Genomic DNA, 14733 nt, shown 5'->3' with positions numbered 1-14733 from the left:
CCCGCCACATGCCTCGTTCCAGCAGCACCGCAGCGGACGGCTCGCCCGCCCCGCGCCCCGGGATGCCCCTCGGCCTCCTCGGCGACGGGGAGTCCGCGGAGATCGTCGCCGTCGCCACCGCCGCGCGCGGCGGGTGCGAGTCGCGCGCGGAGGAGATGGGCCTCCGCATCGGCAAGCGGGTCGTGATGCTCAGCAACGGCGCGGGCCCGGTGCTCGTCAAGGTGGACGAGTCGCGCATCGCGGTCGATCGCGGCGTCGCCATGAAGATCAAGGTCACCAAGTGACGGAGACGACGGAAATGAACCTGGCGAGGCTCTCTCCCGGTGAGAAGGGGCGCATCACGGCGATCGGTGCGATCGGCCCGATGCGGCGGCGGCTCATGGACATGGGGCTCCTCCCCGGCGAGGAGGTGCGGGTGGAGAAGGTCGCCCCGCTCGGCGATCCCATCGAGGTGCGGATCCGCAGCTACCACCTGTCGCTCCGCAAGAAGGAGGCGGAGGGCATCGCGGTGGAGGTGACGCCGTGAGCGCCGCGCCGAAGCTCTCCCCGGTCTCCGCCGAGCACCCCGGCGCCGCGCGGTCGATCACCATCGCGGTCGCCGGCAACCCCAACTCCGGCAAGTCCACGCTCATCAACGCGATCGCCGGCAGCCGCCTGCACGTGGGCAACTGGCCGGGCGTCACCGTGGAGAAGAAGGAGGCCGCCTTCGAGCACGAGGGGCGGCGCCTCCGGCTCGTCGATCTGCCGGGCACCTACTCCCTCTCGCCCTACTCGCAGGAGGAGATCGTCGCGCGCGACTACCTCGCCCACGAGCGCCCCGACGTCATCGTGAACGTCGTGGACGCGACGAACCTCGAGCGGAACCTGTACCTCACGGTGCAGCTCCTCGAGCTCGGCATCCCGGTGGTGATGGCGCTCAACGTGTACGACGAGGCGCAGGCGAAGGGCCACCGCATCGACGTGCGCGGCATCGAGGCGCGGCTCGGCGTCCGCGTGGTCCCGACCTCCGCGACGCGCAAGCAGGGCCTCGAGGAGCTGCTCGGAGCGGTCGTCGCCACCGCCGACCGCAGCCACGTCCGGACGATCGCCCCGCTCTCCTACGGCCCCGACCTCGACGGCGCGACCGCGGGCGTGGCGCGCGCCCTCGAGGAGCGGCACCCGGAGCTCACCGCGCGCCTCCCCGCGCGCTGGCTGGCGCTGAAGCTCGTCGAGGGGGACGCGCGCGTCCTCGAGGAGACCGGCCTCGAGCGCGACGCCCTCGTCGCGGCGCCGCTCGCCCACCTCGTCGCCGCCCACGGCGACGACGTGGAGGCGATCGTCGCCGAGGCCCGCTACGGCCTCGCGGCGGGGCTCACCCGCGAGGTGCTCGAGAGGCCGAGCCTCCAGAAGACCGAGCTCACCGAGCGGATCGACCGGGTGGTCCTGAACCGCTTCCTCGGGATCCCCATCTTCCTCGCCGCCATGTGGCTCGTCTTCAAGCTCACGTTCGATCTCTCCGCCCCCTTCGGCGACTGGATCGACGCGATGACGAGCGGCCCCTTCAAGCGCTGGGCGGCGGTCCTGCTCGGCGCGATCGGCGCGCCGGGCTGGACGGTGTCGCTCGTGAACGACGGCGTCATCGCGGGCGTCGGCTTCGTGCTCGTCTTCGTCCCCGTCATCTTCGCGATGATGTTCTTCATCACCTTCCTCGAGGGCTCCGGCTACATGGCCCGCGCCGCCTTCGTGATGGACAAGGCGATGCACGCGATGGGGCTCCACGGGAAGTCGTTCATCCCGATGGTCCTCGGCTTCGGCTGCAACGTCCCCGGCGTGTACGCCACCCGCACGCTGGAGAGCGGGCGCGACCGCATCCTCACCGCGCTCCTCATCCCCCTCATGTCCTGCGGCGCGCGCCTCCCCGTGTACGTGCTGTTCGTCGGGGTGTTCTTCCCGCAGCGGCCCGGCACGGTCATCTGGTCGCTCTACGTCATCGGCATCGCGCTCGCGATCACCATGGGCGTCGTCTTCAAGAAGACGCTGTTCCGCGGCGAGGCGCCGGCGTTCATCATGGAGCTCCCGCCCTACCGCATGCCGTCGCTGCGCAGCCTGTGCCTCCACACCTGGGAGAAGGGGAAGCACTTCCTCACCAAGGCCGGCACCTACATCCTCGCGGTGTCCGTCATCGTCTGGTTCATGCTCAACCTGCCCTGGGGCGTGGAGCACAAGAAGGACTCGTACCTCGGCAAGGCGGGGCAGGTGATGGCGCCCGCGCTCGCGCCGCTCGGCTTCGGCACCTGGGAGGCGGCGTCCTCGCTCATCACCGGCGTCATCGCCAAGGAGATCGTGGTCGGCACGATGTCCGAGATCTACGCGCCGAAGCCCGCCCACGAGGAGCAGGCGCCGACGTTCGCCGAGGACCTGCGCGAGATCGGCACCTCGTTCGTGGGCGCCGGGCGCGAGGCGCTCTCGAACGTGGTGTCCACCGCGGGGCTCTCCTCCATCTCCATCGACAAGGCCGACGAGGCGCCCTCCCCGCTCAAGGACGCCGTGCGCGGCGCGTTCACGCCGCTCACCGCGCTCGGCTTCATGGTGTTCGTGCTGCTCTACATGCCGTGCGTGGTGGTCGCCATCGCCATGCGCCAGGAGTTCGGCGGCTGGAAGTGGTTCGGCGTCGCCTTCGCGTACCAGACGGCGCTCGCCTGGGGGATGGCGCTCCTCGTCTACCAGGGCGGCCGCCTGCTCGGGCTGGGGGCGTGAGCATGGGCCTCGAAGACGCCGTCATCGCCGCGCTCGTCATGGCGGGCGCGCTCTACCTTCTCTACCGCTCGCTCTGGAGGGGCGGAGGCGCCTGCCACGGGTGCTCGTCGGGCGGCGCGTGCAGCGCCCGGGCACGCGCACCCGCGCCCCTCGTGACGCTCGGCCGCCGCCCGGAGCCGCGCCCACCGCGGCCGTCGGCCTCCGCCGGCGGCGGCACGGGGACCTGATCCGCTCCTCGCACCCCCTCGCCCATCCCGCAGCCCGACTCGACCCGGGGAGGAAGCTCCCCCGGGACCCCACCCCACTCGAATCGCCGGAGCACGCACCCGATGTCCTCGAACCGCCTCCTCGCCCTGCTCACCGCCGTCGCCCTCTCGGCCCCCGCCGCCGCCCTCGCGGAGGGGGACCTCCCGATCCAGGACAACAGCTTCCTCATCGAGGAGGCCTACAACCAGGAGCCGGGCGTCATCCAGCACATCAGCACCTTCAGCCGCGTCGGCGGCACGGGCGCGTGGCTCTACTCGTTCACCGAGGAGTGGCCGGTGCTCGGGCAGACCCACCAGGCGAGCGTCACGCTCAACTACGCCGGCCTCGAGGCCCCCCGCGCCACCGGGCTCGGCGACCTCATGCTCAACTACCGCTGGCAGGCGATCGGGAGCGGGGAGACGGAGGTCGCGCTGGCGCCGCGCCTCTCGGTCCTCGTCCCCACCGGCGACGAGCGGCGCGGGCTGGGGCTCGGTGGCGCCGGCGTCCAGGTGAACCTGCCGCTGAGCGCCATGCTCGGGCGGCGCTTCGTGACGCACGTGAACCTCGGCGGAACGTACGTTCCGTCCGCGCTCGCCCCCGACGGCGGCCACGGTGCGCTCACCTCGTTCTCAGCCGGGCAGAGCCTCATCTGGCTCGCCCACGCGCGCTTCAACGTGCTGACGGAGGTGCTCTACACGCGCTCGGAGACGGCGCGTCCCGGCGCGAACGATCACGCGGAGACGTTCACCGTCAACCCGGGCGTGCGCGGCGCGATCGACTTCGCGAGCGGGCTGCAGATCGTCCCGGGCGTCAGCGTGCCGCTCGGCGTCGGGCCGAGCCACGGGGAGCGCGCCGTGTTCCTGTACCTGAGCTTCGAGCACCCGTTCCGCCTCGCCGGTCCGACGGCCGAGGCGTCGGCGAAGCCGAGCGCGGACGGGCGTGGATGACGGTGGCGTGCCGCCGGCGCGCGGGCACGGCGCCGGCGCCCCGCGCCCTCAGGCCTGGCCCGCCGCGACCAGGATCCAGCGCAGCGCGAGCCCGCCCGCGAGCACCAGCGCGGGCGCCACGCGGGTCGCGCCGAGGTGCAGGCGCACCTCGAGCGTCTCCATGAGGAGCGGCACGGCGAGGCCGCCGAAGACCACGAGGGCGAAGAACTGCGCCGTGAACGGGCCGCCCAGCAGGAGCCCCGCGGCGGCGTGACCCGCCGCGCCTCCCGTGGAGAGCCCGACGAGGAACAGGACGATGAGCGCCGCCTCGACGGTGATCGCCGCCCGGTCCCAGCGCGCGACGAGCCGCCGCTCGTCCGCGTCGAGCCCGAAGAGGAGCAGGAAGGCCGCGCCGGTGGAGAGGCCCGAGACGAGGAAGAGCGGGCCGAGCAGGGCGGAGCTCCACAGGGCGCGCGCGCCGAGCGTGGAGAGGAGGACGCCGGTGTACACGCCGAGCGCGACGCCCACCCACAGGTTCGCGCGGAGGAGCGCCGGCGCGCGGCGGAGCGCGTACGCCCGCGCGGTCCGGACGAGGCCGCCCAGGCCGACGCGGCCGGCGAGCGCCGCAGCCCGCGCGGCCTGCGCCTCGTCGAGCCCGCCGAGCGCGACGAGCAGGCTCACCGGGTAGACGGCGACCAGGATCCACGCGCCCCACGACATGGGCGAGGACGGCCGGAGCGCGAGGTAGAAGCGCGCGATGTGGAGCTTGTGGGCGAGGTCGAGGAACAGGGCGCCCATGCCCACCGACACGAGCACCGGCGCGGCGAAGGCGAGCCAGCGCGCGGCGGGGGAGCGCTCCGGCCGCCGCGCGGCGAGGAGCGAGGTGACGATCATGAGCCCGGCCGCCATTCCGCCGAGGAAGAGGTAGACGGGGACCTCCCAGCCCCAGACGTGCAGCTGCGGATCGATGAGCCGGCTGTGCCGCGCGAGATCGAGCTCGGTCATGGTGGTCTCCCGTTCGTTAGCCGCTGCAGCCGCCGCCGCCCGCCTTGCGCGGCCCGCCGGGCGCCGCGGCGGGCACGGGGGGTGGCGGCGCCGCCTTCATTCCGGTCATCGCCGCCTGGATCCCGGCGCGCAGCCGGTACGCCTCGAGGTCGGAAGCCGGCGCGCCCGGAGCGGGCGGAGCGGGCGGGGTGAGCGCGAACGCCTCCCACGCCGCAAAGCCGCCCTCGAGGGCGTACACGCGGCCCGGGTAGGCCGCGGCGGCCTCCGGCATGGCGGGGAGCTCGGCGGCCCCGACGAGCACGAGGTCGCGCCCGGGGCTCGCGTCCGCGAGCCCGAGCGTGCCGAGCTTGTCCTGCGGGACGCACTCGGCGCCGGGGATCCGCTTCGCCGAGCAGGCCTCCATCGGCCTCAGATCGACGATGCGGAGCTTCCAGGGCTCGTCGAACACGCGGCGGGCCAGCGCGAGCGGCGCGAGGCCGGTCGGCGCGCGCCCGCCCTCGCGGGCCACCGTCGGCGCCGCGAGGCCCACGAGGCCCAGGGCGGCCGCGACGGCGAGCCCCGCGAACACGAAGCGCCCGGGCCGCCCCGCCGGCGTCGGGACCGCGCCGGGATGGGAGCGGCCTGCGAGGACGCGCTCCAGCTTCTCGGCGCCGACGAAGCACCCGACCGCCATCGCGGTGACGGCGAGGGCGACGACGTACGGGCCGGAGCGCGGCGAGAGGTGGAACAGCTCCCAGAGGTAGAAGGTGCCGAGGTCGCCGGCGTTGTGGAAGGTCGCGAACCCCGGCCGCCACTCGAGCTCCGCCCAGAGGACCTGCCCCACGATGACGCCGAGCACGGTCATGAGCCCGTCGAGCTTGCCGGAGGCCATCGCCACGAACGAGGTGCCCGGGCAGTAGCCGGAGACGATGAAGCCCGCGCCGAGCAGGAACCCGCCGGCGACCATCGGCACGAGGTAGGTGCCGCTCACGGCGTGATCCGCGAGCGCCTTGAAGTCGGCGAGCCCCAGCGCCGAGGCGAGCACGACCCCGAGCATGGCCGTCACGATCGCGCTGAACATGACCTTGAAGACGGTCATGTCCTCCCCGTAGAACTGGGCGGCGAGCTTGTTGGCGCGCCCGAAGCCGGCGCGCTCGAGCACGAACCCGAACCCGAAGCCGATGAGGACCGCGGCGACGAGCCCGAGCTCGAAGGGCGGCAGGATGGGGAACGTCATCTCCACTCCCTCCTCAGGAACCAGGCGAGCGCGTAGCCGCCGCCGAACACCGAGAACATGAAGGCCCAGGCGCCGACCGACAGGAGCGCGCCGCCCGAGAGCGCCTGGCCGGAGGTGCAGCCGCGCGTCATCTTGGCGGCGGCGCCCATGAGCACGCCGCCCGCGAGCGCGAGCGCGAGCCGCGCGCCGTTGCCGATGCGGGGCCCCTTCAGCACCTCGCCGCGCAGCCGGCCGGAGGTGTAGGCCGCGACGACGCCGCCGAGCAGCGCGCCGAAGATCTCGAACACGAGCCAGGTCACGTGCGGGCTCGCCTCCGCGCGCGCGAGGGACGGCGTGCTCGCCACGTGCGAGGGCGCGAAGACCTCGAGCGCGGCGATGCCCGCGCGGAGCGACGCGCCGGAGGCGCCGAGGCCCGAGCCCATCACCAGGAACGAGGTGAAGAGCACGAGGCCGAGGGCCACGCCGGCGAGGTACGGGTTCCAGAACTTGTCGGGGTTCCGTTGCATCTCGGGCTCCTACGTGAGGAAGAACACGTTCGGCTCGTTGCCCGACCCGGGCTGGAGCACCTTCACGCGGCGCGAGCGGGTGAGCTCCGCGACGCGGCTCGCCGGGTCGGCGAGGTCGCCGAAGGTGAGCGCGCGCGTGGGGCAGGTCTCCACGCAGGCGGGGAGGTTCCCCTCGCGGACGCGGTGCAGGCAGAAGGTGCACTTGTCCACGAAGCCCTCCGGGTGGACGTAGCGCGCGCCGTACGGGCACGACGCCACGCAGGCCTTGCAGCCCGTGCACTTCGACCGCGTCACGGCCACCACCCCACCGTCGGCGACGTGGCTCGCGCCCGTCGGGCAGGCGGAGACGCAGGAGGGGCGGCTGCACTGGTTGCAGCGCTCCGAGCGGATCTCCATGGAGAGCCCCGGGAACGCGCCGTGCGTCTCCTCGGCGATCCAGCCGCGGAACCCGCCGCTCGGCAGCGCGTTCTCCGTCTTGCAGGCGATGACGCAGGCGTTGCAGCCGACGCAGCGGGCGGTGTCGACCGCCATGGCGTAGCGCTTCCTCATGCCGACCTCTCGGCGCGCTCGAGGCGCACGAAGTTCACGCTCATGCCGGTGCCGCCCATGATGGGGTCGACGGCGTAGCGGGTGACGAGCGCGCTGTCGGAGGCGCCGCGGCCGTACGCGTAGCCGAGCCGCTTCGCGGTCTGCCCCCAGCCGTGCACGAGGTACACGCAGTCACCGCGGATCCGCTGCGTCACCTTCGCGCGCACCGGCCCGGAGCGCGCGCCGTCCTGGTTCACGAGGAACACGCGCTCGCCGTCCTCGAGCGGCTGCGCGAACCCGGGCAGCGCGCGCGCGACGTCCGCGTTCACCCACACCTCGTTCTCCGGGTAGGGCTCGGCGAGGAGCCGGTTGTTCACCGTGCGGCCGAAGGTGTGCGTCGGGGCCCGCCCCATGAGCAGCCGGAACTGGCCCGGGGGCGGCTCCTCGTGCGGGTAGTACTGGGGGAGCGGGTCGAAGCCGAGCTTCGCGAGCTCCTCGCTGCGCAGCTGGATCTTGCCCGACTCGTGGGGCACCTCGACCGCGAGCCCCTCCTCCTCGCAGGTCGCGACCTCGCGGCCGAGCACGACGCCCGTCTCGCGGGCGCGGGCGACGTCGTGGCCGCCCGCGCGGAGCCGCGCGTCCACGTACTCGCGCGCGTCCTTCCAGGGGAAGTGCTCCGCGAGCCCCACGCGCCCGGCGAGCTCCTTCGCGATCCACCAGCCCGGCTTCGAGTCGTGGAGCGGCGGCACCACCTCCTGCCGCACCGCGAGGAACGGCCGCTTGTACGCGGGCGCCGCGATGTCGTCGTCGCGCTCGAGGTAGGTCGCCTCGGGGAGCACCACGTCGCTCCACCCGCAGATCTCCGCGGGCAGCACGTCGATCGACACGACGAGGTCGAGCCCCTCGAGCGCCTTCACCGTCTGGCGCCGGTCGGGCAGCGCCTGCATGAGGTTGCAGCCGTAGATGAGCCAGGCCTTGAGGTCGTAGAGCGCCTGGCCCGACACGCTCGCGTCGCACAGGCCCGAGGCGATGACCTCGGTGGCGACCGGGAAGCCGCCCTTCTTCGGCCGGTCGGCCGCGCCCTTCCCCCCGTGCGGAGGCTCGGCCGTCACCGGGTACGGCGGGAGCGAGAGCTTCGCGTGGCTCACGTAGCCGCCGCGCCGGCCCCAGCTGCCGAGCAGCGCGGAGAGGATCGCCATGGCCCGCGCGCGCTGGGTGTCGTCGCCGTACCAGGTGGTGTGGCGGCCGGGGTGGACGAGCGAGGCGGGGCGCGCGGAGGCGATGAGCCGCGCGCTGTCGCGGATGAGCTCGGGGCGGAGGCCGGTGATGGGATAGGCCCACTCCGGCGTCTTGTCCGCCACGTGCGCGCGGAGCTCCTCGAGGCCGACCGCGTGCTTCGCGAGGTACTCGGCGTCGTAGGCGTTCTCCGCCAGCATCACGTTCATCCAGGCGAGGAGGAGCGCGATGTCGGTGCCGGGCTTGATGGGCAGCCAGTAGCGCGCCTTGCTCGCGGCGACCGAGAAGCGCGGGTCGACCACCACGAGCTCGGCGCCGCGCCCGACCGCCTCGGCGAGCTCCTGCACCTGGGTGTTGTGCATGTTCTCGCCGAGGTGGCTGCCGATGAGCGTGATGACCCGGGCGTTCGCGAGGTCGATCGGCTCCGGCGAGCCGAGCGGCGTGCCGAAGGTGAGGAGGTAGCCCGCCTCGCGCGGCCCGCGGCACTGCGCGTAGGACGGCGCGCCGACGTTGGGCGAGCCCCACGCCTTCATGAAGTGCTTGAACCAGGTGCCGCCCGAGCCGTGCGTGAAGAGCGCGACCGCCTCGGGGCCGTGCCGGCGCTTCACCTCGAGGAGCCCCTCGCCGACGCGGTTCAGCGCCGCGTCCCAGCTCACCTCCTCGAACACGTCCTCGCCCCGCTTCTGCGTGCGGACGAGCGGCCTCCTCAGGCGATCGGGGTCGTAGAGGAGGCCGGTCGCGCCGGCGCCGCGCGGGCAGAGCATGCCGCGGGAGAGCGGGTGGTCGGGGTTGCCGACCACCTTCGTCACCCGCCCGTCCTTCACGTGCGCCCTCACCCCGCAGCCCCAGAAGCAGAGCTCGCAGTACGAGGCGACCACGCGGTCGCCGTCGGTGGCGGGATCCTCCACGCGGTCCGCGTCGAGGCCCCACCAGCGCGTGGTGAGCCCGGACGCGAGGGCCGCGCCGCCGGCCGCCGCGCCGCCGATCTGGATGAACTTCCTGCGGGTGAGAGTCATCGCTGGCGCTCCTTCGAGGGAGATCCTGACGCGCCTTGCCGCGCTAGAAGTGGTAGGCGAGGCCGACGTCGATCTCGAGCTGCGACATCTCGGTCGAGTAGGCGGCGATGCCCTGGCCGTTGCCCATCGGCGGCGGCGGCGCGGCGTTCGAGCCCTCGAGCTTCGAGTTGAGCGCGTACATGCCGGCCACGTTCACGTTGAGCTTCTGGCCGATCGCGTAGCCGACGCCGGCGGTGAGGTGGTGCTCCGAGACGGCCGGGAACGCCATGTTCTCGAACGCGCGGTCCGGGTCGAGCGGCATCTTGCCGTAGTTGTAGCCGGCGCGGAGCGCGAGCTGCGCGGTCGGCTTCACCTGGGCGCCCACCTTCACCACCCACTGATCGCTCCAGCCCATGTTGAACGGCATGGCGCCGGTGGCGCTCGGGTCGCTCGTGTACTGCGGGAGCCCGTCACCCATCGTGCTCGACCAGTCGATCCACTGGACGTCCACCGCGAGGAGGAGGGCGTCCACCGGGGTCACGGCCACGCCGAGGGTGGCGCTCTGCGGCTGGTCGAACGAGAGCTTGTCGGTGCCGCCCGGGATCGTCGTACCCGGCGCCATCGGGTTCGGGCGCGCCGGGACGTCGAACGAGAAGTCCTGGAACCAGCTGCGCGTCTCGTACGCGGCGCCCAGGGTGACGCGCTTCACCGGCGTGAACTTGACGCCGAAGGTGGCGCCGCCGCCCACCGCCGTGGAGGTGTCGTGCGCCGCCTGGCCAGCGCCGGAGGCGACGTCGTACTTCATCTGCGCCACCATGACGTTCGCGGTGACGCCGAGGGTGAGGCGATCGCTCACCCGGTAGGACGCGCCGGGCGTGAAGCGGCCCTGCATGTAGGAGGTGAGGGTCGGCCCGTAGTAGAGGTTCGTCGCGTAGTCGACGCCCATGCCGGCGACGCCGAACACGCCGAGGCCGGCGGAGATCCGGTCGGTCACCGGCTGGACGTAGGCGATGACCGGGATCGGCGAGGCGCCGCGGTCCGAGTCGAGGGACGCGCCGTCGTTCGCGACGAACATCGCGGGCATGCTCCCCGTCGCGCTGTAGCTGACCGACGGCTTGAAGTACGAGCCGCCGAGCTCGAAGCACCGCCCCAGGTCGGCGATGCCCGCCGGGTTGGTGAGGAGCGAGGCGCCGTCGAGGGTCGCGCCCACGCCCACGCCGCCCATGGCGTCCTGCACGGCGCCGAAGCCGATCATCCGCATGCCGTTCGTCGCGTGCGCCGCCGCCGGCGCGATCGTCGAGATCGCGGCGAGGAGCACGGTGAGCCTCTTCATCGTCATGGCCTCTTCCTCTCTCGTGGCACGCCGGGCGAGCCGGCGCGCGGTCCGTCGCCAGGCGGTTCGCTGCGTGGCGCAACTCTCGTCGCAGGCGGGCATTGCGCGCCGCGTGCCCGTTCGGGAGTCACGTCGAATCGCGGACTTGGCTCGAGCACGCGACTCTGCGTTTCAGGTGCGACGACACACCGCGTTTCACGGCGAAACGCGGTGTGTCAGGGTGTGCGACGAGGGAGAGTCCGATGGAACAGGCCCAGCACCCCACGAGCAACCGCGACGTCGCCTTCGCCGCCGTGAACGCCGCGTTCGGCTCGATCGGCCGCATCTGCATGGCGCTCGACGGACAGTTCCGGATCCGCCACGCCTCCGAGCGCGTGGAGTCGCTGCTCGGGCCGGGGGCCGCCGCGCGGATCACGGGTGCGCCGGTCGAGACGGTGCTCGGCAGCGAGCTGTTCGGGCCTGAGGGACCCCTCCGTCAGGCGCTCGTCGCGGGCGAGCGTCGCGAGGGGTGGCGCGCCTACCTCCAGTGCGAGCGCGGCCCGCGGCTGCTCTCGGTCACCGCCGCGCCCCTGCAGCACGACCCGCACGGCGTCTGCGATCCCTCCGCCGCCTACCTCGTCATCCTCCGTCCCGCCGACGACGAGTCGCCGGACGTCTGCGCGCCCGTCGCCGGCTTCGGCGTGATGTGCCGCTCGCAGGCCATGACGCGGGTGTTCCGCCTCATCGAGACGCTGCAGCACAGCGAGTCGACCGTGCTCGTCACCGGGGAGAGCGGGACGGGCAAGGAGGTGATGGCGCGCATCATCCACGCGCACTCGCCGCGCCGGAACGGCCCGTTCATCGCGGTGAACGCCGCGGCCCTCCCCGCCGAGCTGCTCGAGAGCGAGCTCTTCGGGCACGTGCGCGGCGCCTTCACCGGCGCGATCCGCGACCGGACCGGGCGGTTCGAGTCGGCCGAGGGCGGGACGCTCTTCCTCGACGAGATCGGCGACCTGCCGCTCGCCGTGCAGGTGAAGCTCCTGCGCGTCCTGCAGGAGCACACCTACGAGCGCGTCGGCGACGACAAGGTGCGCAGGACGAACGCCCGGATCATCGCCGCGACCCACCGCGATCTCCGCCGCGCCGTCGCCGCCGGCACCTTCCGCGAGGACCTCTACTACCGGCTGCGGGTGTTCCCGGTGGAGCTCCCGCCCCTGCGCGCGCGGCGCGAGGACATCGAGCCCATCGCGCGGGTCCTCCTCGGGCGCGTGGGCGCTCGGACGGCGCGGGCGCTGCACTTCTCGCCCGACGCGCTCCGCGCCCTCCTCTCCCACGACTGGCCCGGCAACGTGCGCGAGCTCGAGAACGCGCTCGAGTACGCCGCCACCGTGTGCAAGGGGCAGACGCTCCAGCCCGAGGACCTGCCGCCGGAGGTCGGCGCGGCCGCGGCGGCGCGCGCGGAGCCGCTCGTCGCGCCCGCGCCCGCCCTCGCCCCCTCCTCGACCCCGGCGGCCCTCCTCGCGATCGCCGGGCGCCGCGCCGTCCCGCACGACGAGCGCGCCACCCTGCAGGCGACGCTCGACGCCCACCGCTGGAACCGCGCGGACACCGCCAAGGCGCTCGGCCTCTCCCGCAGCACGCTGTGGCGGCGCATGCGGGCGCTCGGGCTGCTCGACCCCGCGGAGGCTTCCGGCGCGCTCGCCTGACGAGGTCCGCCGGCCTCGCGCTCAGGGCGCGCGCCGCCAGAGGCCGCCGTGGTGCGACACCCACGCGCCGGACCCGCACATGAGGCCCACGGGCATCTCGGCGCGCTCCCACGTTCGCCCGTCCCAGCGGAATCGATTCATGGGATCGTGGTTCCAGCGCGACGTCGGGACGGCCCAGACGTCGTCCGCGCCGGTCCCGAAGATGCAGCGCACCGGGTAGGTGGGGCCGGCGGTCCCCGCCCAGCGGCTGCCGTCCCAGCGGTAGGCGACCTCCCCGATCAACGCCCAGGCATCGTGCGGCGTCGCGCCCCACATCGCGCCGCGCTCCCAGGACGAATCGCGGGCCGTGAGCGCGCGGCACTCGGTCGCTCCGCGGAGCTCCTCGCTCCAGCCGCCGTCCGACCAGCGCCAGATGACCTGCTGCAGCACCGCCTCGTACGGCGGGTCGCCCTGGATCGGCGTGACCTCGAACCCCAGCGCGAACAGCAGCCCCGGGCGCGGCGTCCAGATCGCGTGCACCTCGCCCGGCGAGCCGCGGCCCGTCCACCGCTCGCCGTCCCAGTGGAAGACGCCCGCCTCGTTCGACGCCCAGGCGTCGGTCGCGCCGGTGCCGGTGAGCTTCTCCCGCAACGCGCGGTACCGCGGGTCCCAGGCCGAGGCCGCGCTCCGGTCGACACGGGTCGGCGTCCAGCGCACGCCGTCCCAATGGAGATAGCCGTCGCGGTGGGCGAGCCAGACGTCGCTCGCGCTCGAGCCGTACGTGGCCGTGTAGAGGAGCCCCACCTCCGAGGCGGGGAGCCGCGAGCCGGAGACGCGGACCCAGGTTGCCCCGTCCCAGCTCACGAGCTCCGCGCCGCCGTCCTCCGTCGGCGCGAGCACCCACGCCTCGTCGGCGGGCGCCAGGTTCCGGTCGATGACCCGCAGCTCGCCTCCGAGGTGAGCGCGAGGCGTCCAGCGCTCGCCATTCCAGTGGTAGAGCGCGCCGGACACGTCGTCCGTGCGCATGCCCCACACGTCGTGCGCCCCCGCCGCCCAGAGGACGCGGTCCGGCGCGTCCGCGACCTCGCTCCAGGCGCCGTCCGCGAGGTGGTGCTCGCCGACCCAGACGTCGCCGCGCGTCGCGACGAACACGGGGCCCGAGATCGACGCGTCCTGCGGCCACCACTCGGCCCCGTCGAACCTCCAGACGGTGGGCTCGGTCGAGCGGAACGGCTCCCGGGCCCGCGAACCGGCCTGCGGAGGAGACAGCGCGCTCGCCCACACGTCGTCCGGCGCCGAGCCCGAGATCGAGCCCAGCCCATCGGGCAGGCGGACGAGGCCTCCGCCCAGGCGCCACTCGGACCAGCTGCCGCCGCGACGCCGCACGACGGCGACCGCCCGCGTGTTCACGCCCGCCCGCAAGCCTTCCCACGGCAACGTGACGCCGAACACGTCGTCGATCCCCGCCGCCCAGACGCCGTACACGTCGCCGGCGTAGCCTTCCGGGCACGCGAACGTCTCCGCGACGGTGCCGTCGAACCGCTGGAAGCCGCAGCTCCACGTGCCGGTCCACGCCACCCCGTCCGAAGAGGAGATGGAACCCTGGGTGAACACCTCGCCGCGGGCCTGACGCGTCCAGCGCGTTCCGTCCCATCGGAGGAGCGTGAGCGGATCGGCCGTCCACGCCTCCGTCGCGCTCTTGCCCCACACGTCCCTCAGGTCGAAGCCGACGTACAGCGGGATCCCGCCCGGCTCGCGCGCGACGCCGAGCCACTCCGCGGACCACGCCGCGCCGTCCCAGTGGAGCATCCCGCCGAGCGTGGTCGTCGCCCACACGTCGCTCGGGCCGCTGCCCCACATGCTCCGGACGGGCGCGCCGCGCGGGAAGTTCCACCAGCACCAGCCCCCCGCGCACGGGCGGTCCGAGGTCGCGACGCCTGCCTCGACCGGCAGCAGCGACGCGGGGACCTCGACGTCCGGGGGGATCGGCCCGGAGGGTTGGCGCGGGTCCGGCGGCGGCCCGCTCGCGGGCGGTTCCCCTCCCGCCGGCGGTTCCGCGCTCGATCGGCCCGCTTCGCCACGCGAGAAGCAGCCGGCCGCCAGCACGGCCGCCACCACCACCACCCCCGTCGCGCGCATCGCCGGCCCCCGCTTTCACGCAGGGTACCCATTCACCATCCGTGCGCCCACGAGTCCGTGAGGGGCAGGCCCACCGTGGGGGGTGCGCCTCGTCCGACGCTCTCCGCCGAGGCCCGATCGCGGAGTCGCGGGGCGAGTGCCCGCCCGCGCCGCGCCCGGCCGGGCGGCGGCCTCGCCGCGCGCGCTCGGCCGCGCTCAGCCCG

The 14733-nt window shown here is 73.9% G+C and carries 12 protein-coding genes; 5 read left to right on the top strand and 7 right to left on the bottom strand.

The window, feature by feature from the left end; all coding sequences use genetic code 11:
• The first annotated feature begins 8 nt into the window (after positions 1–8).
• From MNZ29_RS10565 to MNZ29_RS10550, 4 genes are all read left to right on the top strand, one after another.
• Positions 9–284, top strand: a complete 276-nt coding sequence (locus MNZ29_RS10565; RefSeq protein ID WP_242337704.1) for a FeoA family protein — start codon at positions 9–11, stop codon at positions 282–284.
• Positions 285–298: 14 nt separating this feature from the next.
• Complete coding sequence (locus MNZ29_RS10560) at positions 299–526, top strand: FeoA family protein (protein ID WP_242337702.1); 228 nt, start codon at positions 299–301, stop codon at positions 524–526.
• Complete coding sequence (gene feoB, locus MNZ29_RS10555) at positions 523–2736, top strand: ferrous iron transport protein B (RefSeq protein WP_242337700.1); 2214 nt, start codon at positions 523–525, stop codon at positions 2734–2736. The genes MNZ29_RS10560 and feoB overlap by 4 nt, the downstream gene beginning before the upstream one ends.
• Positions 2737–3065: 329 nt before the next feature.
• Positions 3066–3929, top strand: a complete 864-nt coding sequence (locus MNZ29_RS10550; protein WP_242355118.1) for a hypothetical protein — start codon at positions 3066–3068, stop codon at positions 3927–3929.
• A gap of 48 nt (positions 3930–3977) precedes the next feature.
• Here the strand turns inward: MNZ29_RS10550 and nrfD are convergent, their stop codons facing one another.
• From nrfD to MNZ29_RS10520, 6 genes are read right to left on the bottom strand one after another with little or no spacing between them, the layout of a single operon-like run.
• Entirely contained in the window at positions 3978–4913 is a 936-nt protein-coding gene (gene nrfD / locus MNZ29_RS10545; protein WP_242337694.1) for an NrfD/PsrC family molybdoenzyme membrane anchor subunit, read from the bottom strand.
• Between the two features lie 16 nt (positions 4914–4929).
• Positions 4930–6129, bottom strand: coding sequence for a YeeE/YedE thiosulfate transporter family protein (locus tag MNZ29_RS10540; RefSeq protein ID WP_242355116.1), 1200 nt, complete (start codon positions 6127–6129; stop codon positions 4930–4932).
• The gene (locus MNZ29_RS10535) at positions 6126–6635 is read right to left on the bottom strand and encodes a YeeE/YedE thiosulfate transporter family protein (protein ID WP_242337690.1); all 510 of its coding nucleotides are present in this window, start codon (positions 6633–6635) and stop codon (positions 6126–6128) included. The genes MNZ29_RS10540 and MNZ29_RS10535 overlap by 4 nt, the downstream gene beginning before the upstream one ends.
• A gap of 9 nt (positions 6636–6644) precedes the next feature.
• Complete coding sequence (locus MNZ29_RS10530; RefSeq protein WP_242337688.1) at positions 6645–7184, bottom strand: 4Fe-4S dicluster domain-containing protein; 540 nt, start codon at positions 7182–7184, stop codon at positions 6645–6647.
• Positions 7181–9415: a molybdopterin-dependent oxidoreductase gene (locus MNZ29_RS10525; RefSeq protein ID WP_242355114.1), complete on the bottom strand. Its 2235-nt coding sequence runs from the start codon at positions 9413–9415 to the stop codon at positions 7181–7183. Before MNZ29_RS10525 ends, MNZ29_RS10530 begins: the two co-directional genes overlap by 4 nt.
• 43 nt (positions 9416–9458) lie before the next feature.
• Positions 9459–10733, bottom strand: coding sequence for an OmpP1/FadL family transporter (locus MNZ29_RS10520; RefSeq protein ID WP_242355112.1), 1275 nt, complete (start codon positions 10731–10733; stop codon positions 9459–9461).
• A 236-nt stretch (positions 10734–10969) separates the two neighbouring features.
• On the opposite strand from MNZ29_RS10520, the gene MNZ29_RS10515 reads away from it, so the two are divergent.
• Complete coding sequence (locus MNZ29_RS10515) at positions 10970–12412, top strand: sigma-54-dependent Fis family transcriptional regulator (protein WP_242337682.1); 1443 nt, start codon at positions 10970–10972, stop codon at positions 12410–12412.
• A gap of 21 nt (positions 12413–12433) precedes the next feature.
• On the opposite strand, the gene MNZ29_RS10510 is transcribed toward MNZ29_RS10515, so the two are convergent.
• Complete coding sequence (locus MNZ29_RS10510) at positions 12434–14530, bottom strand: hypothetical protein (protein ID WP_242337680.1); 2097 nt, start codon at positions 14528–14530, stop codon at positions 12434–12436.
• Positions 14531–14733: the final 203 nt, after the last annotated feature.

Origin of the sequence: Anaeromyxobacter sp. SG64, from assembly GCF_022690745.1 — a bacterium.
GTDB lineage: Bacteria > Myxococcota > Myxococcia > Myxococcales > Anaeromyxobacteraceae > Anaeromyxobacter > Anaeromyxobacter soli.
The sequence above is the reverse complement of the archived record's forward strand: the minus strand, read 5'-3'. Positions and strand labels throughout refer to the sequence as shown.

Coding starts and splice junctions, on each gene's coding strand:
- MNZ29_RS10535 (WP_242337690.1), bottom strand. CDS start 6,635: ATGCAACGGAACCCCGACAAGTTCTGGAACCCGTACCTCGCCGGCGTG.
- MNZ29_RS10530 (WP_242337688.1), bottom strand. CDS start 7,184: ATGAGGAAGCGCTACGCCATGGCGGTCGACACCGCCCGCTGCGTCGGC.
- MNZ29_RS10510 (WP_242337680.1), bottom strand. CDS start 14,530: ATGCGCGCGACGGGGGTGGTGGTGGTGGCGGCCGTGCTGGCGGCCGGC.
- MNZ29_RS10520 (WP_242355112.1), bottom strand. CDS start 10,733: ATGACGATGAAGAGGCTCACCGTGCTCCTCGCCGCGATCTCGACGATC.
- MNZ29_RS10560 (WP_242337702.1), top strand. CDS start 299: ATGAACCTGGCGAGGCTCTCTCCCGGTGAGAAGGGGCGCATCACGGCG.
- MNZ29_RS10565 (WP_242337704.1), top strand. CDS start 9: ATGCCTCGTTCCAGCAGCACCGCAGCGGACGGCTCGCCCGCCCCGCGC.
- MNZ29_RS10515 (WP_242337682.1), top strand. CDS start 10,970: ATGGAACAGGCCCAGCACCCCACGAGCAACCGCGACGTCGCCTTCGCC.
- MNZ29_RS10525 (WP_242355114.1), bottom strand. CDS start 9,415: ATGACTCTCACCCGCAGGAAGTTCATCCAGATCGGCGGCGCGGCGGCC.
- nrfD (WP_242337694.1), bottom strand. CDS start 4,913: ATGACCGAGCTCGATCTCGCGCGGCACAGCCGGCTCATCGATCCGCAG.
- MNZ29_RS10550 (WP_242355118.1), top strand. CDS start 3,066: ATGTCCTCGAACCGCCTCCTCGCCCTGCTCACCGCCGTCGCCCTCTCG.
- MNZ29_RS10540 (WP_242355116.1), bottom strand. CDS start 6,129: ATGACGTTCCCCATCCTGCCGCCCTTCGAGCTCGGGCTCGTCGCCGCG.